The sequence below is a fragment of the Shewanella sp. SW32 genome (genome assembly GCF_025653365.1).
Lineage (GTDB): Bacteria > Pseudomonadota > Gammaproteobacteria > Enterobacterales > Shewanellaceae > Shewanella > Shewanella oncorhynchi.
Genome location: NZ_JAKKSJ010000042.1, coordinates 14,750 through 41,056, shown reverse-complemented (window position 1 = coordinate 41,056; position 26,307 = coordinate 14,750). Strand labels below are relative to the sequence as shown.

The following is a 26,307-nucleotide window of genomic DNA, read 5'->3' as shown; positions in this document are numbered from 1 at the left end:
ATATAAATTGACCTGTATAACTCCTTACCAAGGTTTCCTTTTAATATTTTAAAACGGTACTTCGGAGTCCAAACAATATGATATTTGCAACGCCAATAAACATGTGATGAACTTCTATAATCGCCCATGCTTTTCGTTTCCTCTTACTTGTGGTGAATAAGAAGTCTCTTTTAGCATGGGCGTAATTCAGGCTATAGCCTCAAGGAACAATCACCACCGCCAGAGGCGGTGGTTTTGGGATGACAATAACAAAGGAGCCTAAAGGCTCCTTTTAAGCAAGATAAGGGCTAAATGTTAAGCTAGCGCTTTTGCCTTATCGGCATTAATAACATTGATCGCCGTTAAATAATCGATTAATGCACGCACTTGTGTCACTAAATCGCCTTTGCTGGTATCTATGGTTAACTCAGCGGCTAATGGCGCTTCATAGGGTGATGAAATACCAGTGAAATTGCTAATTTCGCCACTGCGCGCTTTCACATACAACCCCTTAGGGTCACGCTGCTCGCACACACTCAAAGGCGTCGCTACATGCACTTCAATAAACTGCCCCGCAGGAAAACGGGCACGAATACCATCACGTTCTTCACGGGTCGGGGAAATAAAGGCCGATAACACCACAAGCCCCGCATCCACCATCAATTTAGCCACTTCACCCACACGACGCAGGTTCTCATCACGGTCTTCAACCGTAAACCCTAAATCTTTACACAGGCCATGGCGCACATTATCGCCATCGAGCAAATAAGTGTGGAATCCCGCCTCAAATAACGCCCGCTCTAGTGCACCCGCCAATGTTGACTTGCCCGCGCCAGAAAGTCCGGTAAACCAAAGTAGTACTGGGTTTTGGCCTTTCTGCTCGGCTCTGGCGGCTTGGTCTACAGGATGTTGATGCCACACGATATTTGTCATAAAAACTCCTCAATCCCCATGTTGACTAACCGCTAACATAAGGGCAATAAACTCAAGCTAATCACTAAAATGGAAAGATGATCGGCACCATAAATATCACTATCAGGGAATACAGCACAGATAACGGCAATCCAAGGCGGACAAAGTCACTGAAGCGATAATTACCCGCATTAAATACCATCAAATTGGTCTGATAGCCGTAGGGTGAAATAAAGCTCGCGCTGGCACCAAAGACAACGGCCATAATAAAGGGCCTTGCATCGACACCGTAATTAAGCGCGATCGCGTAAGCGATAGGGAACGCCAGCGCCGCCGCTGCGTTATTGGTCACCAGTTCAGTCAGCAATAAGGTCATTAAATACACGCCGACAAAAGCGCCAAATACCCCATAACCGTTAATAACTGAGAGTAATCCTTGGGCTAAACTGTTCGCAAGGCCTGTACTCATCATCAAGTTGGCAAGCCCTAATGCACTCCCCACGATCACCACTAATTCCAATGGGAAACGGCGTTTAAGCTCAGCCAGTGTGACTGCGCCTATGGCAAAATAACTGAGCAGCAATATCACTAAACCTTTAGCCAAGGGTAATATGCCAGTGACACTCAGGACGATCGTTGCCGCAAAGCCCAGCAATACCCAACGACCACGACGACTGTCTAGACGCACATTCAAATCTAAGCCACTGATCGCTGCAAACTCTGAACTCAGCTTTGCGCTATTGCTAAAACCATCACCTGGCGTCAATAACAACACATCACCGGGTTGCAGAATAATGTCACCGAGTCCGCCCTTCAGCGGATGATTTCCGCGGCGAATGGCCATCACAGCCGCATCAAATTGCTCACGAAAACGCGATGCTTTCAACGAACTGCCCACTAAACTGGATGACGGTGCGAGTACAGCTTCAACTAAATTTTGTCCTTTGGCTTGATGTTTACCAAACCAATCTAAACCATCGAATTGGTGCAATAACTCAACCGATTCCACCGCGCCACTAAAGCGCAGCACATCGTCCGCTTGCAACACTAACTGGGGCGGCACAGGGCAAATACAAATGCCACTGCGTTCTAATTCAACCAGATATAACTTTTTTAGTGCCCTAAGTTTGTTATCCACCACACTGCGACCGACCAAGGACGAACCTTTCGCCACATGGGCTTCGAGCAAATATGGCAGCGCTTCTTCATCTGATTCTTCCCGTCTGTCGGGCAGAATGTTCGCCAGTAAGGTCAGTAACAAGATGCCTGCGACGACGATCACCACTGCAACTGGCGTAAACTCGAAGAAGCCTAAGGCGGGTAAGCCGGCGTTTTCTACAAAGGAGTTCACAATCAAGTTGGTCGAGGTACCAATCAGGGTCAGTGTGCCACCTAAAATTGCCGCATAATTTAACGGCAATAATAACTTAGCTGGCGCGTGTGCTTGATTGCGGCGCACAACACCAATCAGTGATGCCACAACTGCAGTGTTATTGGTAAATGACGACAGTAAAGCCGTCGAAAAACCGAGCTTTGCCATTGTCATAGGCAAAGAACTATTGCCTATGACTTGACTCAACTTTCCCAGCAGGGACGTTTTTTCTAACGCCGTCGCGGCCAATACCAAGAGGACCAGCGTGACTAAGCCAATATTGGTAAAGCTTGTTAATGCGGTATCGAGCGCAACCATGCCAAGCAAATAACAGAGCAAAAATGCAAATAAAAACAATACCGCTGGATTGATACGGCCGCTAATTAAGCCAGCCACAAGCCCTATCAAAATAATCGCTAATAGCCACAAGTCACTCACAAATTAAGCTCCAAGCTTAGTGATATCTATCGCTTGCCAATGGGGGAAGTGTTTACGCACTAAGGCATTAAACTCGACTTCAAAGGCACTAAATTGTGATGCTGTTTGCTTGTTAACATGTTGACCCGACACCACCATCACTGCGGCAACCGTCGCATTACTCAGGCGGTCGATTAAGATCATTCCGCCCGTATCACGCACTAACGAATATGCATCAAACACTATGTCTTCGGTCAATTCTAAGGTCACACGCGCAATCGCGTTTAGCCCAAGCGTATCTGTCGCACTGCGCGCTAAGGTGTTAACGTCAACCACATAATCGATAGCAGTCACAGAAGCTTGCGTCTTCTTACCGGCCACTTTGATGTCGTATAACTGACCGAGTTGTAATGGCTTTTCATCCATCCACACTATATCAGCACTGATCACGTTAGCGACGGCAGGTGCAGAATCCGGTCTTGCCAGTAAATCGCCACGGGAAATATCAATTTCATCTTCCAGCGTGATCGTCACAGCTTGGCCAGCAACCGCTTCTTGTATGTCACCATCGAAGGTCACAATACGTTCAACCTTGCTGCGTTTGCCCGATGGCAAAGCGACTAACTCGTCACCAACATTGATAATGCCAGAGGCTAAAGTGCCTGCAAAACCGCGAAAATCTAAGTGAGGACGCGACACATATTGCACAGGAAAACGCACTGGCAATGAGCTGAGTTCACGTTGAGTATCAATGGTTTCTAGCAGTTCAAGCAGTGTACCGCCTTGATACCAGTCGCTTTGAGTGCTGCGCTCAACCACGTTGTCACCATTAAGCGCCGATAACGGCACAAAGTGGATATCGAGGTTGCCGAAATCTTTAACGAAATCCGTAAAATCGGCACGAATACGGTTGAATACTTGCTCGTCAAACCCAAGCAAATCCATCTTATTCACGGCCACAACAAAGTGACGAATACCCAGTAATGACGCGATAAACGCATGACGCTTAGTCTGAGTCTGCACGCCGTAGCGGGCATCGACTAAAATCACCGCTAAATCACAGGTCGATGCACCCGTTGCCATGTTGCGAGTGTACTGCTCATGCCCTGGCGTATCGGCGATGATGAACTTGCGCTTATCACTTGAAAAATAACGATAAGCCACATCGATAGTGATGCCCTGCTCGCGCTCGGCTTGCAGACCATCCACCAGCAAGGCTAAGTCAATGGCTTCACCTGTGGTGCCCATCTTAGCGCTGTCGCTCTTTAGGCTCGCTAATTGATCTTCATAGATCTGGGCGCTGTCGTGTAACAGACGGCCGATTAAGGTACTTTTACCATCGTCAACACTGCCACAGGTTAAAAAACGCAGTAAGCCTTTGTGTTGCTGCAGGGCTAGATATTCTTTCACACCATGGAGGGTAATTTCTGCCGCCATGAGATTGGTTTTATTGACCGCTTTGTCCATCTTACTCTCACTCTTGATCTGCTTGGCTGAAGGTCGCGCTTTACTTGCGCCACTTTCGCGAAATAGGGTTAACCCTGTAGAGATTAGAAGTAGCCTTGACGCTTCTTCTGCTCCATAGAGGCACTTTGATCTGAGTCGATCAATCGGCCCTGACGTTCGCTCGAACGGGTTAACAGCATTTCTTCAATAATCTTTTCTAGACTGTCGGCCTCAGAATACATGGCGGCCGTGAGTGGGTAGCAACCTAAGGTTCTAAAACGCACCACTTCTTCTTTAATCTGCTCGCCCTCGGCTAACTTCATCCGCTCGTCATCAGCCATGATTAACTGACCACCGCGCTCAACCACTTTACGTTTAGCAGCAAAGTACAAAGGCACTAACTCAATGTTTTCTTGATAAATATATTGCCAAATATCCAGCTCAGTCCAGTTAGATAATGGGAATACGCGAATACTTTCACCCTTGTTCACTGCGCCGTTATAGGTGCGCCATAATTCTGGACGTTGATTTTTAGGGTCCCATCTGTGGTGACGGTCGCGGAAGGAATACACACGCTCTTTGGCGCGCGATTTTTCTTCATCGCGGCGAGCCCCACCGAAAGCCGCATCGAAACCATATTGGTTAAGTGCTTGCTTTAATCCTTGAGTTTTCATGATGTCAGTGTGTTTCGCACTGCCATGGTCGAAGGGGTTAATCCCCTGCGCCAACCCTTCTGGGTTAATGTGTGTCAGTAACTCGAAGCCAAATTTCTTTGCCTGCGCATCACGAAACGCGATCATCTCTTTGAATTTCCACCCCGTGTCGACATGCAGCAACGGGAATGGGATCTTGCCCGGATAAAAGGCTTTACGCGCTAAGTGCAACATAACGGAAGAATCTTTCCCGATGGAATACAACATCACAGGATTATCGAATTCGGCTGCAACTTCACGAATGATCTGGATGCTCTCGGCTTCCAGTTGTTGTAAGTGGCTTAGTTCACGCCCGGCCATACTATTCTCCGTTACCTTAAATTCGCCGTGTTACCACAGCATGGATTAGCTTAATTTGTTTAACTGCTTAATAGCTTTAACTGTTTGCGGCTTAGCTTATCGACGCGACGGCCGACACTCTAACCGATTGAGTCTGTTCATCACTGATCTGAGTCGATTCAATCGCTTCAGGTTTGAACCAATGCAAAGTGTCACTCAGCGTGACGACTTCACCTATGATCATCAAAGCTGGCATTTGTAATTCTGGATCGGCGGCAAGCTGTTCAAGCTCACCTAAACGGCCGATAAAACGACGTTGCTCTTTAGTGGTTGCCTTTGACACTATCGCCACAGGCGTTTCAGGGCTTCGGCCCGCATCGACTAGACCTTGGCGAATAATGCCTGCGTTCAGAACCCCCATATACACGACTAAGGTATTGTTAGGATTAGCATAACCTTGCCAATCCATAGGGCGACTCTCTAACTGACAATGGCCAGTGATAAAAGTGACGCCTTGGGCATGGTCTCTGTGGGTTAGGGGAATTCCCGCATAGGCTGACGTGCCGCTGGCAGCGGTAATGCCGGGAACGACTTCAAACTCAACCCCAGCTTCAACTAAGGTTTGTAACTCTTCGCCCCCGCGGCCGAAAATAAAAGGATCGCCACCTTTAAGGCGCACCACATTTTTACGGGTGTAAGCTTTAGTGACGAGTAACTGATTAATCTCGTCCTGTGCGGCGCTATGCTTGCCCGCACGTTTACCTACGGCAATCTTCTCAGCGTCTTTAGGAATAAGATTGAGGATATCTTGGCTGACTAAAGCGTCGTATAGCACTGCATCAGCGGTTTTAAGGATGCGCCATGCCTTTAACGTCAATAACTCAACGTCGCCGGGACCGGCACCCACCAGCCAGACTTTGCCTTTGGCCGCTTGGCCCGGTAAAGAGAAAATTTCCATCAGAATCCCCAAGATCACTTTAGTCTGTAGAAATATAGCGCGTCTTATATTCCATAATAAATAGATAATTATTAGTTTTTATATCATTTAGATATAAAAGAATAAGTGACCACTCACTTAAAGTGGGGAAAACCTTGGGTTTCAAAATCAAAAATGCCCTAAATCCAGGTTAACCCATTGAAATAAAAATAACTTAATAAGATTAAGCGAATTGCATCAAAATAATATCTGTCCGCTAAGTGCATGATTTTGGCACTATGTTATTGCCAAAAATTCTACCTAAACATGTCTCTATGGGACTAAAAATGGCTGACTACAAGATTTTTCATTAAGTGACACCGGATTTTTCCATAAGCATAAATTCACTTTCTAATGTTAAGCTGGAAATAACTATCTTTGTTGAGTACGACTGACAAATAAATAAACACATCAAGGAGGGCAGATGAAACCACTTTACTCAGGTATTGCATTGGCAGGGCTATTAGCCTGTACGGACGTAAATGCCGAAGAATCATTAGTAAAAGGAAGAGTAAAAGATGAACTTGCCACGGCGGATCTACCTTTTGTGATTACGCCACATAAAGTGAATTACCTTTTACCAGTCACCTACAGCCCAGATCCCAACATGGCACCTTTCACCGAAGATGCAATACTCAACCCCTATTCTTTAGATGAGTTTGAGGCTAAGTTCCAAATCAGTTTTAAATTTCCTATTTGGTACAATGTGTTTGGTGATAATGGCCATTTATTTTTTGCTTACACCAATCAATCCTATTGGCAGGTTTATAACAAAGACACTTCATCGCCTTTTAGGGAAACCAATCACGAGCCTGAAGTCTTTATGCTGTTTAATAACGATTGGAAAATTGGCAGTGTGACCAATTCCTTTTGGGGATTTGGTGCCGTACATCAATCGAATGGTAAAGCAGGGCCACTTTCCCGCAGTTGGAATCGACTCTATGCCACTATGATTTTTGATGCAGGCCCACTCGCCTTCTCCACCAAAGTGTGGTGGCGTATTCCTGAAGATGAAAAGACAGATCCATATAAATCCAGCGGCGACGATAACCCTAATATTGATGACTATATAGGTAAAGCAGAGTTTATTGGCGTTTATGGTATCGATGAACATAGATTCACTTTAACTGTTAAAACCAATCTAGAAGATATCGACAGAGGCTCAGCAGAACTGACTTGGAGTCATCCTATCGTCGGCAACTTACGCTTTTATACTCAATACTTTAATGGTTATGGCGAAAGCCTAATCGATTACAACTATCACAATCAACGTATTGGTATCGGAATTTCACTCAACGATATTCTATAAGAAAGATATACCCACTTGGTCCCGCTGTTTAAGATTGTTTGGGTATATAAAGTGACTAAGTACAAAAATCGACCATAATTTGCTGCTAATCTACCAAACCTGCTGCTAAATTGCTCAGATGGACCTGAGTTTATGGCTCAGCGGGACGATTTACATTGATCCGAATGGCATTTAAGCCGATAGTCGCACACCTTTTTGTGCCCTGAAGCAGCGCCTTAACATCATGGAGGAATATGAGTTTTAGCTACCGCAGCATAGTCATGCTACTCAGTGTCATTATTTTCGCGAGCTTACTTAAGCTCGCGTTTTTCGCTGCGCCAAAAGATAGCGCTGCACCAGTGCTGAATGCACAAGAGGTACGCCAAGATCTCTATGCCTTATTGGATCAAATCGAGCAACACTCAGCGTTTTATGCCTTAACGGCCGACAAAGCCAACCCGCAGCTTAAATTTATGGCTAGCCTTATTGTTGAACAGTATCAAGATATTACTCCCAATGATCGCTTTGCTGCTGAAGTCACTAAATTACTCAATACCCTCAAAGATCCAGGCGCTCAAGTGCATAACTTCGATGATCAAAGCGGCGATCTCCCGTTAACGCTAAGGCCAGTCAACGACCAATGGTTAGCCTTGGATAACGGTAATAATCCAGTCAACAACGACTTCCCCTTTATCACTCATATCGATGGTTTACCTATGAGCAAATGGGTAGCGGCCAGCCAAACCTACTTACCTGAGCCGGCAAAACAGAGTCAAGAAATGCAGTTACCTTGGCTGAAAAAACTTAACCTACTGCGCGAAGACTTAGGACTCAGCATAAAGCCCTATGTAGTCATTACGCTAATTAATGATGACCTGCAAAGCCAGCAGGTGACTCTCGCCCTGCCAAGCCATAAACCGCAAGTTCAATTAGCAACTATCAGTGAAAAAGACGAGACTCAAGATATTAATGTGCTCGAGTTTATTAACCAATTATCTCAATTTGAACGCACCGAATTTCAAGACATGCCAAATCAATTAGAGACGGTCAACAATACGACGGTCAAGCTTAAGATCAGCGATCTCTACGCCTTTGAATTAGATAAAGAACAACAGCAAGAACTGCTCAAAGGCATGACACATCCCTTACTGATCATTGATTTACGTGATGCCAGTGGCTTTAGTCCAAAATTATTGACTATGCTGTCGCGATATCAAGATACGGATTTAAATAACACTTTAGCACTTAACGTGATGGGATTTGCGCACTATCGCCGCTCACCAGAGCTGAGAAATGATTATCTACAGCCGCTCAATTTTATGCCTCTGGATGCGTTAGAGTACAGTCCTCCTAGGCTCAAATCTCTCACCCGTAACTTACCCTCTGTCGATAAAGAGAAATTCAGCCCTTGGTATGTTCGCACTAAGCCTGCGGTGGCTCCTGAAGGGCGAAATCGCTTAGCACTACTCGTGAGTCCCCATTGTCGCCAAGAATGCGAGTGGATTGCCTATCGTACTAAATCTTGGTCTAGGGCAAATTTGATTGGTGAAAAAACCTCAGGCGACTTTGCACGTCAGTATCATTTCAAACTGCCAAACAGTGGATTAAACATAAGATTCAGCAGTTCGTTAACCTATGATGCACAAGGGAGACTCCTGTCCGGTATCGGGACTGAACCGGATATTTTGCTCCCTCAGAACAGTGATATTCAATGGCAAGGGCTCGTTAGTTTAATGCGCTCCGCCAAGCCAAAAGCACAACTTGTACTGCCAGCACAGCACACTAAGTTGGCTCAAGCTAAGCTAAATTAAGCCAAAAAAAGAGCCAGCAATCTGCAGGCTCTTTTTAAGCAAATATGAGTTTACTAACGCATTACTTCTTTTCAGTCGCTTTAGAATTGGCGACTGAACCTATGACCAAGCCTTGCTTATTCACATCAAAGCTCATTTGAACTCGCATGTTGTAATCTTTAAGCATTTGCATTTCTTCAGGGATCGGCTCACCGCTCATTTCTAACAGTGTAAGCACTGGCGTAAACATCTTGCCGTAATCAGCAGACAAGCTGTACATACCATTCGCTGACAGTTTCTCGCCTGCTAATTTGTTGGCTAAAGCCAAGCCTTTATCACCGCTATACACCACTAAATGTTGGCCTTTAATCGCCAGCATTGGCTTAACACCTAACTCTGGAGGCAACATCAATATTGGAGATAAATCAGTAGCATCGCCGTTATCGGCTAATTGCACTTCAGCCAGCATAGGGGCGAAAGGTTTCACCATATTGAACAACATGGATGGGTTTTCGGCGCTAAGGCTGACTAAAGCATCTAAGCTTTCTAACTTAGGCTCTTGATCTTGTGTGCTCATTTTAAAATCGAGCAATGAAACGCTCATGCCTTTCACACCGTTAGCCATGCCAGTAAACATGCCTAGCATAGCAGGGCTCTGTTGGCTCAACTCAGCCTGCAACTCTGCCAATGGTGCACAGGTCAGTTGTGGCTTTTGCAGATCATCCCAAATAGCCGTTAATGAAGGGGTAATTTCATTGATATCTAGACCTATTCCCATGGAGAAGATAGTGCTGTCGATATCCGCCAGATGCGATGGAATAAAACCACGCATCTTTTGCATTGCCGCAAGAATAGGTTGATTCTTCGTTTCGACAACAAATGAAGCCGCCATATGGCTTTCTTTTTCAGTCACAGAAAACGCCGTTAAACCAGCAACGGTACGCGGCCAGTTAGCGGCAATCGCAGTCAGTTCGGTACGACATTCTGGTGTTCTGATTTGAGCTAATGGATCTTCACCCTCACTTTCATCAGCAAAAAATTGAGTCAGTTGCTTAGCTAGCATATTGCTATCTGCAGAGGTCAATGCCTTTACAATTTCCACATGGTTAATAAAGCTAATGCTGTCATCTTTAAAACCATGGGTCTTAATAATATCTTCTAATATGCCAGAAGCGGCTAATGACTGCGGCGCCTTCTTAATACCAAATGCCATTTCTAATAACTCAGGCTCGGTAATAGAGGTGCTGAAAGTCATCGTTAATATGCCATCTTTCTGGGCAAATAGCAGTTCTGCTTTCTCTGCTGAGCTTTCATCCGATAGTGCATAAGCGCGATAATCAACATCACCCACTTTACGCATTTCGTGGGTTACACCACTGTCTTTTTCGGCTTTATCTAATACAGCCCAAAATGCTTCGGCCTGATTAACATCAATCTTTAATACTGGCAAAGCACCTAAAGTATAAATATAAGGTTTAACTTCATCGGGGAAACCGAAGGTTTTTAACAGTAAGGCAGGATCTTTCATCCCATCCATATACTGCTGATAAATGCTAACGAAGAACTTGCCCATAGGGCTATCCTGCACACCGAGTTCATCAAGCGTATTACTTGGATATTGCTGATAATTTCCAGAAATAGACTGTAAATACGCTTTTAACGGGAAGGGTTTTAACTGGCCCGAAAATATCGGCGTATCGGCAGGTACATAGTCGAGCAAAGGATTAGCAGAGGCACTAGAACCCGCGCCATTCTGCATATACCAATAACCACCAGCACCTGCTGCAATAATTGCCGCGGCAATCACAATCTTTTTCATTTAAGAAACTCCATTTAATGACATTCAATTTTATGAAAACAATACCTAAAGAACTCACCTTAGGTATTTAAATATTTATCCGCTCTTACATATCCCTTATGCAGATAATGCAAAATCAGAAAACGCAACGACTCAGCCCTACGCAATACAAACCCAGTTTAAAATGCTTAGGCTAAGCGAAACTAAGGTATAAAATTTTCCCGATAATTTAACATTAAACCGACACAGAAGCGAACAGGATAGGAGTTCGCAGCATTAAAAACGCATTAGAATTAACGTTTATTAAACATAACTCCAATCTTATTTCAATTCGGTAATAAAACATCTCAAAGTCATCGACGATTAAGCAAAGAACCCAATGACAAATTAAGCTCATCTCACTCAAACTAACTCACCAGAGCGTCATCGTGCTTCGTGGACTTTTTTAAGCGTGACGTCACCTAGCTGACGCATTTGCTTACGAATCCAAGCTGAGCGCTGCTGTACATAGGATGACGGTGGAGACACCTTATAGCGCCAAGGATTGGGTAAAATGGCTGCGAGTAATGAGGCCTCGTATTGGGTGAGTTTTGCCGCTGACTTTCCAAAATAATGCTTTGATGCCGCTTCGGCGCCATAAATGCCTGGACCAAATTCTACAATATTTAAATACACTTCAAGAATACGCGACTTATCCCAAGTCAACTCCATCAATAACGTAAACCAAGCTTCCAATCCCTTACGAAAGAAACTGCGACTCGACCACATAAAAAGGTTTTTCGCCGCCTGCTGACTTAAGGTACTTGCCCCACGGACTTTGGTGCCTTTTTGGTTGTATTTCAGCGCCGAACTTATCGCGGCTAAATCGAATCCAGTATGCTCAACAAAACGTTGATCTTCCGCAGCAATCACAGCCAATTGTAATTCGGGAGAAATTTGCGCTAAATCGCGCCATTGATGCCTGATCTCACCGATAGGTGCAGGTGGAAATAAGGCACGCTCGATACGCCAAGTCCACATAGGAGGATCGACGAATCGTAGTAGGATCACTAATAAAATTGAGCAAATAAATGCCCAAACTAATCCCTTAAATAACCAAGACAATAAACGACGAAAACCACGCTTTCGTCTCTGAGGTGCTGGGTCACTCGACTTATTGACACTTGGACGCCTGACATGATCTCGCATCGCATATAAAGGGGCCGTCATTTATACCATCTCATCCACACACTCTCATTTCTTGTTTCTCATCTATCCAGTCAAGCCATCCCATTGCAAGGATTCTTTGGGGCAACCTAGGCTTACAGAAAATATTCTAAAGCTTTACGCGAGTTGCAAGCTGATCATGCTACGAGAGTAAAGGAAACACCAAGGATATCTTACTCGATAATCAAAGATAGGTTGAGAAATAACCATAACAAGAACAAATCACTATTGAAGATTAACTGGGGTCGACTTAACTTGACCTCGGCAGCTTTGACGACAGCTGACCGAGGTAATGATGACTGATTAACGAGAGCTAGCAAGTCAATCAAACTGCTTGATACTCGCAGGTGCGAGTCAGGTTTTCAACGCTTTCACTGCATCCAATTAAGCCATATCGATACACAGCAAACCCAGCCCATAAATACCGATATACAACAACTTAACCTCATAAAAGACATGAATCATGTCAATTAACGCAGTAAAACGCTTCAAAACCATCTACGGGAACTTCAAAATATAGCGCAGGCTTAACTAATGTGCATAACTCTGTGAGTAAAAATGTACAACATTTTTAGCATTTAAAAATGAATGCAAACTAACTCTATGAATATCAATCTATCTTAGTTAAATGACGCTTAAATGACATCACTTAGCTTCCTCGACAGTCCAGAGTATTAAATTCACCCTACTTATCTTAAAGTGATAAAAAAACGCCCCAAACTAAGTTGAGGCGTTTAATATTTAAAATCAATAAAATGACTAGATTTCGTAGTGCAGACCACACTCACGTTGTAGGCCATTAAAGCGAGTTTCTTCCTCTGTCATGCCTAATTCGAGTGGTTTACTCGAATGGGTATCCCCCACAGAAACATAGCCTTGGTCCCAAAGTGGATGGTACGGCAAGTCAAATTGCGTCAGATAGAGGTGAACATCTTTATTCGACCACTCGATAATCGGCAGTAACTTAAAGCGAGTACCATGAATCGCCAGTATCGGCAACGCCTCACGGGTACTGGCTTGGCTGCGTCTAAGCCCTGCAAACCAAGTGCCGACCTCAAGCTCGGCTAAAGCGCGTTGCATAGGCTCAACTTTGTTTAACCGGTTGTATTGCTCTAGTCCGTTTACCCCTTGCTCCCACAACAGACCAAAGCGCGCCTCTTGCCATGCCGATGTCATCACTGCTTGGTACACTTTTAAATTCAGTGATAAACGCTCTGTCAGCTCGTCGATAAACTGATAAGTCTCAGGAAATAAATAACCCGTATCCGTCAGAATAACCGGAATATTCGCCTGTGCCTGGCTCACCATATGCAGCATTACAGCGGCTTGGATCCCAAAGCTTGAGGACAGCGCATGATTACCGGGCAAATAAGTTAAGCCCCATAGCACTCGCTCTTGCGCGCTCAATCCGGCTAAGAACTGATTTATGCGCTCAAGCTCTATCGCTTGTTCTGCCTTAGGCGCACTCAATAATGCCTTGAGTTCGGCAGCGCTGACCACAGTCGGCACTTTATCACTGGTTTTTTGGTCAAGATCAGCCATGAAAATCCTTAGCGGCATCAATCACCGCCTTCACTACACCCACGCGGACGGTGAAGTTACCAAAGGTTTCGCCTGCATCACGCTCTACGGCGTAGCGGCCAAACAGGGTATCCAATTCGGCGAGAATGTCCGCCTCTTGGATATTTTCTCTGTGCATCTTGTTCAGACGAGTCCCTTCAAAGCTTGCACCTAAGTACAAGTTATAACGACCCGGCGCCTTACCCACAAGCCCAATTTCAGCGGCAAAAGGACGGGCACAGCCGTTAGGACAACCCGTCATCCGCACCACAATCGCTTGCTCGCTGATGCCGTGTTTTGCCTGTAGCGCATCGATATGATCGATAAACTCAGGGAAATAACGCTCGGCTTCCGCCATCGCTAATGGACACGTCGGCAACGCCACACAGGCAATCGAGTGACCGCGGGTTTGCGTCAACACTTGGCCCAGCAGACCATGTTTACGGGCTAAACCTTCAATGGTGGCTTTATCTTCCGCCGCGACGCCTGCGATGATCATGTTTTGATTCGAGGTCATACGGAAATCGCCCTTGTGAATCTTAGCGATTTCACGCAGCCCCGTTTGCAGGGTCTGGCCCGGTAAATCCTTAATGCGGCCGCTTTCGATAAATAGGGTTAAATGCCACTTACCGTCAACGCCTTCGACCCAACCATAACGGTCGCCGCGATCGCCAATCACGACATCACGCTTAGGTTCAAATTTTACTCCTGCACGCAGTTCGACTTCGGCTTTGAACTTTTCATAGCCGTGGTCGACGATTGTGTACTTAAGGCGCGAGCGCTTACGATTAGAGCGATTGCCCCAGTCGCGTTGCACTGTCATGACAGCTTCAGCAAACTTCATCACGTCTTCAGTTTTGATAAAACCAAAGTCGTCAGCCAGGCGTGGAAAGGTTTCTACTTCGCCATGGGTCGAGCCCATGCCGCCACCCGCCGTTAAGTTAAAGCCAACTAGCTCGCCATTTTCGGCAACAGCAATAAAGCCTAAATCGTTAGTGTAAACGTCAACATCGTTATCGGGAGGAACTGCAACCGCCATTTTGAACTTACGTGGCAGATAAGTTTTGCCATACACAGGTTCGACGGTTTCATCTTCGGTTGAGAGTAACTTTTCTTCATCTAACCAAATTTCGGCGTAGGCGCGAGTGTGGGGTAATAGATGATCAGACAGTTGTTTCGCCACCGCATAGGCCTGCTCGTGCAGTTTAGATTCCACCGGATTGGGGTTACACATGACGTTTCGGTTAACGTCACCACAGGCAGCAATCGAATCCAGCGCTTCGCGATCTAAGTCTTGAATAATGGTCTTCAAGTTACGCTTAGGAATACCGTGGTATTGGAAGGTTTGACGGGTCGTCAAACGAATGCTGTTCGAGCTAGTTAAAGTCGAGGCAATTTTATCTACGCCTAACCATTGCTGCGGAGAACAAATACCGCCGGGTACACGGGCACGCAACATAAAACTATATAAAGGTTCGAGTTTTTGCTCTTTACGTTCATTACGTAAATCGCGGTCATCCTGCTGATAGAAGCCATGGAATTTGATCAACTGCTGATCGCCGTCACTGAAACTGCCAGTCACAGAAGAATCTAAACCTTCTTTGATAGTCCCGCGCAGGTAATCGCTGTCAGTCTTTAGGTATTCGTTTAACGCTAACTTTTGCTCACTCATGGCAACTGCCTCTTAAAATTGGGTTCGCTGGCTGCACAGATCATCACGTGTGCAGCGTTGGCTATTCTTATGCGTTTCTTATCTGCGCAACGGTTGAGATTAATACACGTCTTTTTGGTAACGTTTATCGCTGCGCAGGGTTTCAAAATAGGCTTCGGCAGCTTCGGTATTCAAACCACCGACTTCGACTGCCACCTCAATCAAGGCTTGGTGAACATCTTTGGCCATACGTTCAGCATCACCACAAATATAAAGATGCGCGCCATTTTGCAACCATTGCCACAGGGCTTGGCCTTGTTCTTTAATGCGGTGCTGCACATAAATCTTATGAGCTTGATCGCGTGAGAACGCCACATCGATACGGCTGAGATCGCCATTTTTCAGATACTGTTGCCACTCAGTTTGATACAAGAAATCCTGCTCAAAGTGTGGATTGCCGAAGAATAACCAGCTATCGCCTTGAATACCTTGGGCTACGCGCTCCTGCATAAAGGCACGGAACGGCGCAACACCGGTACCAGGGCCCACCATGATCACCGGTGTTTCTGGATTTTCGGGTAAACGGAAATGCTTGTTCGACTCAACATAAACCTTAACTTGCGTGCCTTCCTGCGCAGACGCTAAGAAGTGTGACGCGCCGCCAAAACGTGCTGAGCCGTGGCGCTCATCTTCCACTAAGGCCACAGTTAAGTGGACTTCTGTTTCGACTTCGCTTTGACTTGAGGCGATAGAGTAAAGTCTTGGCGTTAATGGACGCAGTAGCTCAAGCAGTTTTGCTGCATTTAAGGTTACTGAGTTATTTGATAACGGATACTGAGTGACTAAATCGGCAAATTGATGCTTAAGGATAAAGTGGCGCACTTGTTCTTTATCTTCGCTCAATGCCAGCAGTTCTGCGCTGCCGCTCAATTCGGCCCATGCTTTGACTAATCCAGGGTATAACTGAGTCAATTCTTTCTTATCAACCAAAGCTTGCTTAAGGGACAAGGATTCAGTACCAAGGGTCACTAACTCATCGGCGGCTAATGACAGACCCGCTAAGACTTCATCGACTAAGACTTCGTTATTACTAAACCACACACCAAGGGCATCACCCGCTTGATAGGTTAACCCTGAGTCGCCAAGGTCGATTTCAACATGGCGCACGTCTCGGCCTGATCCACGGCCGGTAATTTTCTGGCTCACAAGCACTTCGGCGCTATATGGGTTTTGCTTAGTAAATTCACTTTCGCCAATCGCTTTAGCGGTGCCGATGGATACCACACTGGCGGACGAGGTTTCGATTAGCGGCTTAACGGCCTCTAATACATCGGCGTGCCACTGGCCCGCGGCAGCTTCATAATCCACATCACATTCAATTAAAGGTAATAGTGATTTAGCACCGAGTGCCGCTAGGCGGGCATCGAAGTCTTTACCGGTTTGGCAGAAAAATTCATAGCTAGAATCCCCCAGCGCAAGCACAGAGTAATGTAGATTGTCTAACTTAGGGGCACGTTTCGATGCTAAAAACTTGTGTAATTCAATCGCATCATCCGGCGCTTCACCTTCACCATGGGTGCTGACCACCAATAATAGCACAGCTTCTTGCTTTAATTGGCGAACATTGTATTCGCCCATTGAAGCCAGATTGACCGCATAACCTTGCGCTTGCGCCTTATCGGCGAGCGCTTTGGCGACACCACGGCCATTACCCGTTTGGCTGCCATAGAGGATAGTCACAGTTTGAGCCGTTTGCGCCTGCGCGACGGGCGCTAATTGGCCCGCATTAGCTGTAGCAGCAAGATAGCCACTCACCCAGGCCAATTGCACAGCACTTAACTCAGAAGTGAGTTGTTTTAGCTTCTCGACTTGTCCTTGAGACAATGGCGAAGCCAGCGATGAAAGTTCTTTTAACAACATGAGACGGCCCTATGACAGTGTAATGTCCACAAGCTTATCGCGGTTTAAGAAAAGCAAAAAAGAATAAAATAGGATTTTTAATTCCATTTTGGAATATACAAAGTGCAAAATTTAAGCTACAAAAGTGTGCACTGGTTAAAAGTTTTTGATCCGACCAGTGCAGAAACGGCCTGCTTGAGAAATATGCACTTGTGCCAAGCTAAAGTATCGCCACAATGGTCATGAGCCTGTCGAACAATAATGTCTGTTGCCCACAGAATAGTTTGTTTTAAAAACAAAAAGTGTCCATCCTGGATTGAATGCCCTAACTGACTCGAATCACCCGCCGAATAAACGCTGGTGACGACAGATTTTGCAGTTGAGTACGATGAAGGAAGAACAGCAGGCGGAACGATTATATAAACCATCAGGGAGTAGTCATGCAGATTGGAATACCGAGAGAAAGTCTCGCCGGTGAAACTAGGGTCGCCGCGACCCCAGCCACCGTTGAGCAGCTTAAAAAACTCGGCTTTGAAGTTGTTATTGAGGCCAATGCGGGTCAACTGTCAAGTTTCGATGATGCAGCCTTTGAAGCTGCGGGCGCGAAGGTGACAACAAACGTTTGGCAAGCCGATCTGATCTTTAAGGTCAATGCGCCAAGCGACGCCGAAATTGAACAAATCAAAGACGGGGCGACTATCGTCAGCTTTATTTGGCCCGCACAAAACCCTGAGCTGGTTGCGAAGTTATCTAAACGTAAGATCAACGTGATGGCAATGGACATGGTGCCACGCATCTCCCGCGCCCAGTCACTTGATGCCCTCTCCTCTATGGCAAACATTGGTGGATATCGCGCCGTTGTTGAAGCCGCACATCAATTTGGCCGTTTCTTTACTGGCCAAATTACCGCTGCAGGTAAAGTACCGCCCGCCAAAGTGTTAGTCATTGGTGCTGGTGTAGCTGGCCTTGCCGCCATTGGTACAGCTGGATCGCTTGGCGCCATAGTGCGCGCCTTCGATACCCGCTTAGAAGTGGCCGAGCAAATCGAATCTATGGGCGGCCAATTCCTTAAACTGGATTTTGGTAACGAGGAAGGTGGTTCATCGGACGGTTATGCTAAAACCATGTCGGATGAATTTATTGCCGCCGAAATGGCACTGTTTGCCGAACAAGCCAAAGAAGTCGATATCATCATCACCACAGCGCTAATCCCTGGTCGTCCAGCGCCTAAGCTCATCACCAAAGCCATGGTTGATAGCATGAAGAGCGGCTCAGTGATCGTCGATTTAGCCGCTGCGACGGGTGGTAACTGCGAATACACGCAATCGGGTGAGCTGTTTGTTACTCCTAACGGCGTAAAAGTGATTGGTTATACCGACCTTCCCGGTCGTCTACCGGCGCAATCCTCACAGCTTTACGGCACTAACTTAGTCAACCTGATGAAGTTAATGTGTAAAGAAAAGGACGGCACAGCCAGCATCAACTTTGATGATGTAGTCATGCGCAATATGACAGTGATTAAAGAAGGTGAAGTGACCTTCCCGCCACCACCGATTTCTGTTTCTGCGGCGCCAGCAAAACCAGCGGAGAAAATCGAGCCGAAAAATACCACTCCGAAGGCACCATCTAAGCTCAAATACGTGCTCGCCGCCTTAGGCGTTGCTGGATTTGCTGCCGTGGCATCGGTAGCACCACCAGAGTTCCTGTCGCATTTCACAGTATTCTTGCTGTCCTGCGTTGTTGGCTATTACGTGGTATGGAACGTATCCCACTCACTGCATACGCCTCTAATGTCAGTCACTAACGCGATTTCTGGCATTATCGTGGTCGGCGCCCTACTGCAAATCGGTCAGGGTTCAACTTTGGTCACTGTACTGGCGTTTATCGCCGTGCTGATCGCCAGTATTAACATCTTCGGTGGCTTTACCGTCACTCAGCGCATGCTGAAGATGTTCCGTAAGGATTAAGGGGGTTTAACGTGTCTCAAGGACTGGTAACAGCAGCTTACATTATTGCCGCCATTCTCTTCATCTTCAGTCTCGCGGGACTGTCGAAGCAAGAGACGGCAAAACACGGCAATTTATTCGGTATCTTAGGTATGGCAATCGCCCTACTGGCTACCATTTTCAACCCCGATACTAACGGAATTGCGTGGATCTTAATCGCTATGGTGATTGGCGGCGCGATTGGTATCCGTTTAGCACTAAAAGTCGAAATGACTGAAATGCCTGAACTGGTTGCTATATTGCACAGCTTTGTGGGTATGGCCGCGGTATTAGTGGGTTTCAACAGCTTTATCGACTTACACCCACAGGAAGTATCACAAGTCGTGGTGGCAGTCGGTGGTGATATCAATACGACCCTCGCCGCAGTACAAGATGCGCTAAGTGAAGCGGTGAAGACCGCCAGCAAAGAGCACCTCACTGGCGCTATGCTTAACATTCACTTGGTCGAAGTCTTCCTCGGGATCTTCATCGGTGCGGTGACCTTTACGGGTTCTATCGTTGCCTTTTGTAAGTTACGCGGACTGATTTCATCTAAACCTCTGATGCTGCCACATCGCCACAAGCTAAACCTAGTCGCAGTGCTAGTGTCTTTAGCCCTGTTGGTATACTTCGTACAGACAGGCGGCACTATGCCAGCACTGCTGTTGATGACCTTGATTGCCTTCGCCTTTGGCTGGCATTTAGTGGCATCCATTGGCGGCGCGGATATGCCAGTGGTTGTGTCTATGCTGAACTCCTACTCAGGTTGGGCAGCGGCAGCGGCAGGCTTTATGTTGTCGAACGACCTCTTGATTGTGGTCGGCGCGTTAGTGGGTTCATCGGGTGCGATTCTGTCTTACATCATGTGTAAGGCCATGAATCGCTCATTTATTTCAGTTATCGCGGGCGGCTTTGGCACAGATGGTGTGGCCTCGACTGCCGATGAAGAAATGGGTGAATACCGTGAAACCAACGCCGAAGATGTGGCGGATATGCTGAAAAATGCCACTTCAGTCATCATCACTCCGGGTTACGGTATGGCAGTGGCGCAGGCGCAATATCCTGTTGCGGAAATCACTCAAAAACTACGTGATCGCGGCGTGAAAGTGCGTTTTGGTATCCATCCAGTTGCTGGTCGATTACCAGGCCATATGAACGTACTGCTCGCTGAAGCGAAAGTCCCCTACGATATCGTGCTCGAAATGGACGAAATCAACGAAGACTTTAAAGACACAGATGTCGTGCTCGTTATCGGCGCCAACGACACGGTTAACCCCGCGGCAATGGAAGATCCAGGCAGTCCAATCGCAGGTATGCCAGTGCTGGAAGTGTGGAAAGCACAAAACGTGATTGGCTTTAAACGTTCGATGAACACAGGTTATGCCGGCGTGCAAAACCCACTGTTCTTCAAAGAAAATACCCAAATGCTGTTTGGGGATGCTAAGGCCAGTGTTGAAGCCATTTTAAAGGCACTTTGAGTTTGATTTAATATCAACAGAGTAGAAATCGTTTAGGCGATAAACACTATTCTAAAGAAATGAAGGGAGCCAATGGCTCCCTTTCTTTTCACATTTTTTTAAGCCTATTAAGCTAGTCTCTGCGCCAATATGATGTGAGGCTTATCTGCCCACAATGCTGATATGCTTAATGTAAGCTAAAACAGTAAGTTAAATCTAAAGCTGGTTTAAGGAAATAATAAATGTTGCTTGGGCTGTTTATCCTGTCTGCCGTGTTAATCAAAACCTCATTACTCGGGCTTGGCTGGATATCGATTACCATCGGCCTGAGTGGGTACCTGTTTTGTCGATGGTTTAATATCAATTTAGATATCAAACTGATTGATAAATTTAAACGACTCTTTATCACTGGTGCGGCTCTGCATCTTCTCGTCTATATCGGCTTAATCACTAAGCTTTTCCTTATCGACAGCTTTGAAGACTTGCCCACATTCCTGATAAGTCACTTAGTCTTACACCACGCAATCAGTGCCGTGATTGCTGCTGCATTAACCTTCTTGGCGATTCGCATCTATCTACAACAGCAAAAATTAACTCAAGCCTATCGACAGAAATTAAGCTAACTCAACAAGGTTTTGATGACAAATGCAGACGAATAAAAGCTGGGTAAATTCATCATTAGCTTAAGTGCCATAAATAATGGGGGGGACTAAAGCAGACCATGTAGAAGTGTTGTCAGCAACACTGAATTCATCAATGGATTCAAACATCAGGGATAAGAATGGCCCCTGATGTTTGGTGGGAGTTAAGCCAAGATACGTTAGTCGACGGCAATATCGTTATCTTTAAGCTCTTTTGACAGGGTTTCATAATTCGTTTTGAGTTTTGGCAAAGTATCTTCTTTGATTTTACTCAATACATTTTGCAACTGATCCTTACCGTAAGAAACGCTATAGTGACGGGTTTCAATATTACTAATGATCTTCTCAGACTCTAAATACAAACGACGAATATCAGACAAAATATCACTCGGTGTTTCTAGCGCATTGGCAGAATAGCGCATGTTATCCCAGACAAATAATCCCATCTGTGGATGCATTTTCACTAAACTATTACTACTCACAGTCTCAACTGTGTCAGCGTAATGACTCAAGATTTCAACATTGTCACTCACTTCGTCATATAGGGCATGACGCAGATGATAGTTATTCTGCATATTGCTCAGGGCATCAAATTTAATTGCCTGTGACAACCCTTCTTGCGCGGCTAAATACACGCCAACAACAGTCGCAATGATTATAAAAATCTGACTCACCCAAAAACTGGTTTTGATAAGCTCAGTGTTATCAAGCTTAATGGTGCGTTTAGGCATATCTGCCTCATTAGAGATGGGTGTCATGTCCATATGTTTTATCCTGTCAAATCAAGAGTACAAGGCAATATCACTAACTTAAATCATTGTTAAGTGGTCATCCTACACTATTGGGGTATGACTTACCTCAGTACAAATCACGATTTTTACCCACAAAAAAGGAGCCATCTGGCTCCATTTTTATATTCATTGGTCAGTCTATTATGCTGCTTTTGCCACATCAAAATTGGATAGCAACATCACAGCTGTACGGCCTAATAGGTGGTTGATCGTGCGATCGCCTGCTAAGCCTAACTCAGCAATCGCTTGCTGACGCGCTGTACTCACCGCTCTAAAGAGGGTAATTTCATTATTCGCACCACCACAAAGACTAAAGAATAGTCTCAATACTGCGCGGTAATGTTCTTCCTGCATTGCCTGCATCCAGGATGTTTCCAATGCCTCTTGGCTAGAAAAATTCAGCGCAGCAACAAATAGATTGCCGATACGACTATCTAAACGAACAAGAAAATCGCTTTTGCGTGGAAAATGGTGACTAATACCTGTGCGACTAATACCCGTTGCTTCAGATAACGTAGTATAAGACATAGTCTCAAAGCCGATAGTCAAAATTTGTCTTAACGCTTCATCCATAATTTGATTTATGGTTTGCTCAGTTTGTACTCGCGAGCGCTTAGCCATAGTAATGTCTCCCCTCTTATTTTTAGGGGGAAAGCTTACCAAAGCCGCTCAGGGATTACTGCTGTTCACTGGGCCGTAACCAGCGTATTTCACTTTTGTTCAGCTAGGGTTCAGTTTAAAACAGGCTTCACCACCGATTCAATTAACACATTCATAACATTGAATTTTGTACCAACCAGTTATGTGCTTTTTCTTCGCCCATGAGTAAAACGAACGTCGGTTGGAGATAGTGTCCAAGATCAGCTTTTCGCCAAAATAGATATTCAGGAAGGGGTTGCAATACACTCGCGCCAAAAGTGCGTTGCATCAAGCTCGAATACTCACCTAATAATCTCGGCTCTAATTGCTCTGCTTTAGGGTAAAAATTCGTTAAAAAGTCCCGATACTCGGCAAATTTAGCCACTTGAGCAACATTGTATCGATGCAACACTTGTATCAACATTGGCGAACTCCAATGAGACAAATATTGCGGGCTTGTTAATGCGTCAAGGTTGCGTCTGTGGTATTGCTGCCACGCCAAGGCAAAATCACCTTTTTCCCGTGCGATACGCCAAACTAAATAAATGTCAGCTAGCCATTCATGTTGATATGCACTCAAGTGAGTAGGTAACACAGAGCCTTGCAGAGCAAGGTTCTCCAAATGACCGAGCTCATGCCATAGGGTTAATTGCGGCTGTTCAAGCAAAGGTAATTGGTAGGTCACCATATCGACACTGGCTAACTGTACTTGCGGTGTCCGCTGCTCATTCACTAAGACTAGGCCCGCAATTTTATTGTCATCGACGGGCATGACCATGGCACTTCTGCGGCCTAAATCAAGCCTAAATTGTTCGAGTGTTGCAGGAAGCTGCACCAACACTTGCTCTGGCAATAATGCCAAGCAAGTGCCAAGCTCTGGTAAAGGGCAAATCAAAGCCTGCTTATCGGCAATGGGCGTCCAAGTCAGGCTAGATGCGAATGCCAGAGCGACTAAGCTCACTGATTCGCCATGATATTTTGTATAATCGCCGTGGTTGAAATACCATCCTCAAAGCCCAGCACTTGCACTTGACCACCTGCGGCAATCACTTCAGCGCCACCAGCAATATCCTCAAGCTTATAATCACCACCTTTGACCAGCAGATTTGGCAGCAATCGAGTAATGATGCGCTGCGGCGTATCTTCACTAAAAGGCACAACCCAATCGACAGAAGCTAAGCCAGCGAGCACAGCCATACGACGATCAACCTGATTAACTGGACGGCCTTCACCCTTGAGGCGTTTAACCGAGGCATCATCGTTTACCGCGACGATCAAACGATCGCCCAAAGCTTTCGCCTGTTTAAGATAGCTCACGTGGCCCGCATGTAAAATATCAAAGCAACCATTAGTCATCACCACACGTTCACCGCGTAGTTTGGCTTGCTCTAAGGCGTAGGCCAGTTGATCTTCACTCACCACCCCAAAACCCGATTCTCCATGGTGCAAAGCTAAAGCTTCAATAAGCTCAATGCGGCTCACGGTAGAAGTGCCAAGTTTACCGACCACAACGCCTGCGGCGGTGTTCGCAATCGCACAAGCTTGCGGTAAATCGGCGCCCGCGGCTAATGAGGTTGCTAAGGCTGAAATCACAGTATCGCCAGCACCCGTCACATCATAGACTTCACGGGCAACGGTAGGAATGTGCAACTCAGGCGCATTAGCGGTCACTAAGGTCATGCCCTTTTCAGAGCGGGTGACTAAAATGGCATCAAAATGATGTTGCTTGAGTAAACCACGGGCTTTTTCCAACAGGTCGGCTTCAGAGGTCACAGTGCCAACAACAGCTTCAAACTCGCTCATATTTGGGGTAATGAGTGACGCGCCATGATAACGACCAAAGTCACTGCCCTTAGGATCGACTAATACCATCACACCTTTCGAACGCGCTAAGGCAATAAAATCACGTGGCTGATCGATAGCGCCCTTTGCATAGTCAGATAACACCACGACATCGACAGAATCGAGTAAGGCCTCGGATTGTTTCAATAAACGCACGCTATCGGCCTTGTCGAAGGCTTCTTCGAAATCGAGGCGGATAAGCTGCTGATTACGTGATAACACCCGCAGCTTAGTGATGGTTGGTTTATCAGTAATACTTAACCATTGGGGTTCAACCCCTAAAGTTTGCACACCGAGCGTTAGGGCATGGGCAGTATCATCTTGGCCGACGAGCCCGGCAAGTTGGACTTGCCCCCCTAAGGTCGCGATATTGAGCGCCACGTTGGCCGCGCCGCCGGGTCTGTCTTCGACTTGATTAATCTTCACCACAGGTACGGGGGCTTCAGGGGAGATACGTCCCGTAGGGCCAACCCAATAGCGGTCTAACATCACATCGCCGACGACTAACACTCTGGCTTTTTCAAATGCTGGCAGAGAAACCTTCATAGTGCTCTTATCTTTATGCAGAAATTAAACCGTGATTGTACCTAATTTTCAGCAAAAATTGAGTTAGAATGAGCAGTAATTTTCAAAAGTAGTGAGTATTTTTGTGGTCGAGAAAGCCGAGTTTTCATCTTCTTTATATCATCCTAAGCATTGGCCCATGTGGTTTGGCGTATTTTTGATGCGTTTAACTCAGCTTCTACCGCTTCCTTGGCAGATGACGCTGGGGAAGGGATTCGGTCGCTTAGTAATGAAATTCGCAGCTGGCCGCACCCACACAGCGCGCCGTAACTTGACCCTCTGTTTCCCTGAAATGACGGAAGCACAGCGAGAAGATTTACTCACGCGTAACTTTGAAGAAACGGGCAAAGCCATTTTCGATACCATCAATGCATGGTGGTGGCCCGATGAAAAAGTGCAGCAGCACATGAGTATCAAAGGCGAAGAACACGTACAAAACACGTTAAATGCTGGCCACGGCGTGATCCTCTTTGCCGTGCATTGTTTACCGCTGGAAATGGGCGCACGTATCTTCGGCCAATTCCAACCCGGCGTGGGGGTTTATCGCCCACACAATAATCCTGTGATGGAATACCTGCAGGTCAAAGGCCGTTTACGCTCGAATAAAGGTCTCGTTTCTAAACGCGACTTGCGCCAAATGATACGCTGCCTACGCAATCCCGATGTGATTTGGTACACGGCCGATCAAGACTTTGGCCGATCAAGCGCGGTATTTATCCCATTTTATGCCATGCCAGATGCGGCAACGATTACCGGTGCCACCACGTTAGCTAAACTCGGCAAAGCTAAAGTCCTGCCTTTTTTTGTGGAACGTACTACAGATGATAAAGGCTATCGAATTGAAGTGATGCCACCGCTGAATAATTTCCCCGGCGAAGATGAATTAGCCGACGCGATTCGCGGTAACAAGATTATCGAATCCATCATAGATAAAAACCGCGCCCAATATATGTGGTTACATCGCCGCTTTAAGACCCGTCCCGATCCAACGGACAAATCTTTATATCAATAAGCTCAATTAGCTTTGAATACAAAAATGCCAGCAAATAAGCTGGCATTTTTTATGGTAACTTTCGATAGTAAGGACCATCTAGCACATAGG

The 26,307-nt window shown here is 46.0% G+C and carries 21 protein-coding genes; 6 read left to right on the top strand and 15 right to left on the bottom strand.

The features are described from left to right. The 6 genes from L5M28_RS20175 to cobA all read right to left on the bottom strand — a co-directional run. Window positions 1-128, bottom strand: a 128-nt coding sequence (locus tag L5M28_RS20175; RefSeq protein ID WP_263196057.1) for a transposase, incomplete at its 3' end; no start/stop codon positions are given. A gap of 166 nt (window positions 129-294) precedes the next feature. Next, window positions 295-912: an adenylyl-sulfate kinase gene (gene cysC / locus L5M28_RS20170; RefSeq protein ID WP_105251589.1), complete on the bottom strand. Its 618-nt coding sequence runs from the start codon at window positions 910-912 to the stop codon at window positions 295-297. A gap of 64 nt (window positions 913-976) precedes the next feature. Beyond that, the gene (locus L5M28_RS20165) at window positions 977-2,701 is read right to left on the bottom strand and encodes an SLC13 family permease (protein ID WP_263204260.1); all 1,725 of its coding nucleotides are present in this window, start codon (window positions 2,699-2,701) and stop codon (window positions 977-979) included. A gap of 3 nt (window positions 2,702-2,704) precedes the next feature. Continuing rightward, on the bottom strand, window positions 2,705-4,147 hold the full coding sequence (gene cysN / locus L5M28_RS20160; protein WP_113939005.1) for a sulfate adenylyltransferase subunit CysN: 1,443 nt from the start codon (window positions 4,145-4,147) through the stop codon (window positions 2,705-2,707). 83 nt (window positions 4,148-4,230) lie between these two features. After that, window positions 4,231-5,139, bottom strand: a complete 909-nt coding sequence (gene cysD, locus L5M28_RS20155) for a sulfate adenylyltransferase subunit CysD (protein WP_105251586.1) — start codon at window positions 5,137-5,139, stop codon at window positions 4,231-4,233. Window positions 5,140-5,230: 91 nt separating this feature from the next. Then, window positions 5,231-6,076 (bottom strand): uroporphyrinogen-III C-methyltransferase, encoded by an 846-nt coding sequence (gene cobA / locus L5M28_RS20150; RefSeq protein WP_263196157.1) that lies wholly within the window; start codon window positions 6,074-6,076, stop codon window positions 5,231-5,233. 442 nt (window positions 6,077-6,518) lie between these two features. On the opposite strand from cobA, the gene L5M28_RS20145 reads away from it, so the two are divergent. Together L5M28_RS20145 and L5M28_RS20140 are read left to right on the top strand one after the other, a co-directional pair. Then, a complete protein-coding gene (locus L5M28_RS20145; RefSeq protein WP_263196156.1) occupies window positions 6,519-7,403 on the top strand; it encodes a phospholipase A in 885 nt (294 codons plus the stop codon). 233 nt (window positions 7,404-7,636) lie between these two features. Further along, window positions 7,637-9,193 (top strand): S41 family peptidase, encoded by a 1,557-nt coding sequence (locus L5M28_RS20140; RefSeq protein WP_263196155.1) that lies wholly within the window; start codon window positions 7,637-7,639, stop codon window positions 9,191-9,193. A gap of 61 nt (window positions 9,194-9,254) precedes the next feature. On the opposite strand, the gene L5M28_RS20135 is transcribed toward L5M28_RS20140, so the two are convergent. The 5 genes from L5M28_RS20135 to L5M28_RS20115 form a co-directional block, all read right to left on the bottom strand. Further along, the gene (locus L5M28_RS20135; RefSeq protein ID WP_173496778.1) at window positions 9,255-10,991 is read right to left on the bottom strand and encodes a hypothetical protein; all 1,737 of its coding nucleotides are present in this window, start codon (window positions 10,989-10,991) and stop codon (window positions 9,255-9,257) included. Window positions 10,992-11,393: 402 nt separating this feature from the next. Then, the gene (gene mtgA, locus L5M28_RS20130; protein ID WP_105251581.1) at window positions 11,394-12,179 is read right to left on the bottom strand and encodes a monofunctional biosynthetic peptidoglycan transglycosylase; all 786 of its coding nucleotides are present in this window, start codon (window positions 12,177-12,179) and stop codon (window positions 11,394-11,396) included. A gap of 756 nt (window positions 12,180-12,935) precedes the next feature. Next, a complete protein-coding gene (locus L5M28_RS20125; RefSeq protein ID WP_263196154.1) occupies window positions 12,936-13,718 on the bottom strand; it encodes a phosphoadenylyl-sulfate reductase in 783 nt (260 codons plus the stop codon). Beyond that, window positions 13,711-15,408, bottom strand: a complete 1,698-nt coding sequence (gene cysI, locus L5M28_RS20120; RefSeq protein WP_212600421.1) for an assimilatory sulfite reductase (NADPH) hemoprotein subunit — start codon at window positions 15,406-15,408, stop codon at window positions 13,711-13,713. Before cysI ends, L5M28_RS20125 begins: the two co-directional genes overlap by 8 nt. Before the next feature lie 99 nt (window positions 15,409-15,507). After that, a complete protein-coding gene (locus tag L5M28_RS20115; RefSeq protein ID WP_263204259.1) occupies window positions 15,508-17,307 on the bottom strand; it encodes an assimilatory sulfite reductase (NADPH) flavoprotein subunit in 1,800 nt (599 codons plus the stop codon). A gap of 419 nt (window positions 17,308-17,726) precedes the next feature. On the opposite strand from L5M28_RS20115, the gene L5M28_RS20110 reads away from it, so the two are divergent. The 3 genes from L5M28_RS20110 to L5M28_RS20100 all read left to right on the top strand — a co-directional run bounded on the left by L5M28_RS20110 (window position 17,727) and on the right by L5M28_RS20100 (window position 21,351). Next, window positions 17,727-19,253: a Re/Si-specific NAD(P)(+) transhydrogenase subunit alpha gene (locus L5M28_RS20110; RefSeq protein ID WP_263196152.1), complete on the top strand. Its 1,527-nt coding sequence runs from the start codon at window positions 17,727-17,729 to the stop codon at window positions 19,251-19,253. Window positions 19,254-19,264: 11 nt separating this feature from the next. Further along, entirely contained in the window at window positions 19,265-20,749 is a 1,485-nt protein-coding gene (gene pntB / locus L5M28_RS20105) for a Re/Si-specific NAD(P)(+) transhydrogenase subunit beta (RefSeq protein WP_173496776.1), read from the top strand. A gap of 221 nt (window positions 20,750-20,970) precedes the next feature. Beyond that, entirely contained in the window at window positions 20,971-21,351 is a 381-nt protein-coding gene (locus L5M28_RS20100; RefSeq protein ID WP_263196151.1) for a hypothetical protein, read from the top strand. 197 nt (window positions 21,352-21,548) lie between these two features. On the opposite strand, the gene L5M28_RS20095 is transcribed toward L5M28_RS20100, so the two are convergent. From L5M28_RS20095 to hldE, 4 genes are all read right to left on the bottom strand, one after another. Further along, the gene (locus L5M28_RS20095) at window positions 21,549-22,133 is read right to left on the bottom strand and encodes a hypothetical protein (protein WP_131524277.1); all 585 of its coding nucleotides are present in this window, start codon (window positions 22,131-22,133) and stop codon (window positions 21,549-21,551) included. 168 nt (window positions 22,134-22,301) lie between these two features. Further along, complete coding sequence (locus L5M28_RS20090; RefSeq protein ID WP_263196150.1) at window positions 22,302-22,781, bottom strand: TetR family transcriptional regulator; 480 nt, start codon at window positions 22,779-22,781, stop codon at window positions 22,302-22,304. A gap of 151 nt (window positions 22,782-22,932) precedes the next feature. Further along, window positions 22,933-23,760 (bottom strand): hypothetical protein, encoded by an 828-nt coding sequence (locus L5M28_RS20085; RefSeq protein WP_263204258.1) that lies wholly within the window; start codon window positions 23,758-23,760, stop codon window positions 22,933-22,935. Continuing rightward, window positions 23,757-25,187, bottom strand: a complete 1,431-nt coding sequence (hldE, locus tag L5M28_RS20080) for a bifunctional D-glycero-beta-D-manno-heptose-7-phosphate kinase/D-glycero-beta-D-manno-heptose 1-phosphate adenylyltransferase HldE (protein WP_113939015.1) — start codon at window positions 25,185-25,187, stop codon at window positions 23,757-23,759. The genes L5M28_RS20085 and hldE overlap by 4 nt, the downstream gene beginning before the upstream one ends. Before the next feature lie 103 nt (window positions 25,188-25,290). Between hldE and L5M28_RS20075 the strand changes: the two genes are divergently transcribed. Next, the gene (locus L5M28_RS20075) at window positions 25,291-26,217 is read left to right on the top strand and encodes an LpxL/LpxP family Kdo(2)-lipid IV(A) lauroyl/palmitoleoyl acyltransferase (protein WP_263196148.1); all 927 of its coding nucleotides are present in this window, start codon (window positions 25,291-25,293) and stop codon (window positions 26,215-26,217) included. Window positions 26,218-26,307: the final 90 nt, after the last annotated feature.

Excerpts from the sequence above, each read along its gene's own strand:
- L5M28_RS20135 (WP_173496778.1), bottom strand. The coding sequence starts at position 10,991 with ATGAAAAAGATTGTGATTGCCGCGGCAATTATTGCAGCAGGTGCTGGT.
- L5M28_RS20140 (WP_263196155.1), top strand. The coding sequence starts at position 7,637 with ATGAGTTTTAGCTACCGCAGCATAGTCATGCTACTCAGTGTCATTATT.
- cysN (WP_113939005.1), bottom strand. The coding sequence starts at position 4,147 with ATGGACAAAGCGGTCAATAAAACCAATCTCATGGCGGCAGAAATTACC.
- cobA (WP_263196157.1), bottom strand. The coding sequence starts at position 6,076 with ATGGAAATTTTCTCTTTACCGGGCCAAGCGGCCAAAGGCAAAGTCTGG.
- L5M28_RS20100 (WP_263196151.1), top strand. The coding sequence starts at position 20,971 with ATGTTGCTTGGGCTGTTTATCCTGTCTGCCGTGTTAATCAAAACCTCA.
- cysD (WP_105251586.1), bottom strand. The coding sequence starts at position 5,139 with ATGGCCGGGCGTGAACTAAGCCACTTACAACAACTGGAAGCCGAGAGC.
- mtgA (WP_105251581.1), bottom strand. The coding sequence starts at position 12,179 with ATGACGGCCCCTTTATATGCGATGCGAGATCATGTCAGGCGTCCAAGT.
- cysI (WP_212600421.1), bottom strand. The coding sequence starts at position 15,408 with ATGAGTGAGCAAAAGTTAGCGTTAAACGAATACCTAAAGACTGACAGC.
- L5M28_RS20125 (WP_263196154.1), bottom strand. The coding sequence starts at position 13,718 with ATGGCTGATCTTGACCAAAAAACCAGTGATAAAGTGCCGACTGTGGTC.
- cysC (WP_105251589.1), bottom strand. The coding sequence starts at position 912 with ATGACAAATATCGTGTGGCATCAACATCCTGTAGACCAAGCCGCCAGA.
- L5M28_RS20095 (WP_131524277.1), bottom strand. The coding sequence starts at position 22,133 with ATGGACATGACACCCATCTCTAATGAGGCAGATATGCCTAAACGCACC.
- L5M28_RS20115 (WP_263204259.1), bottom strand. The coding sequence starts at position 17,307 with ATGTTGTTAAAAGAACTTTCATCGCTGGCTTCGCCATTGTCTCAAGGA.
- hldE (WP_113939015.1), bottom strand. The coding sequence starts at position 25,187 with ATGAAGGTTTCTCTGCCAGCATTTGAAAAAGCCAGAGTGTTAGTCGTC.
- L5M28_RS20090 (WP_263196150.1), bottom strand. The coding sequence starts at position 22,781 with ATGGCTAAGCGCTCGCGAGTACAAACTGAGCAAACCATAAATCAAATT.
- L5M28_RS20110 (WP_263196152.1), top strand. The coding sequence starts at position 17,727 with ATGCAGATTGGAATACCGAGAGAAAGTCTCGCCGGTGAAACTAGGGTC.
- L5M28_RS20145 (WP_263196156.1), top strand. The coding sequence starts at position 6,519 with ATGAAACCACTTTACTCAGGTATTGCATTGGCAGGGCTATTAGCCTGT.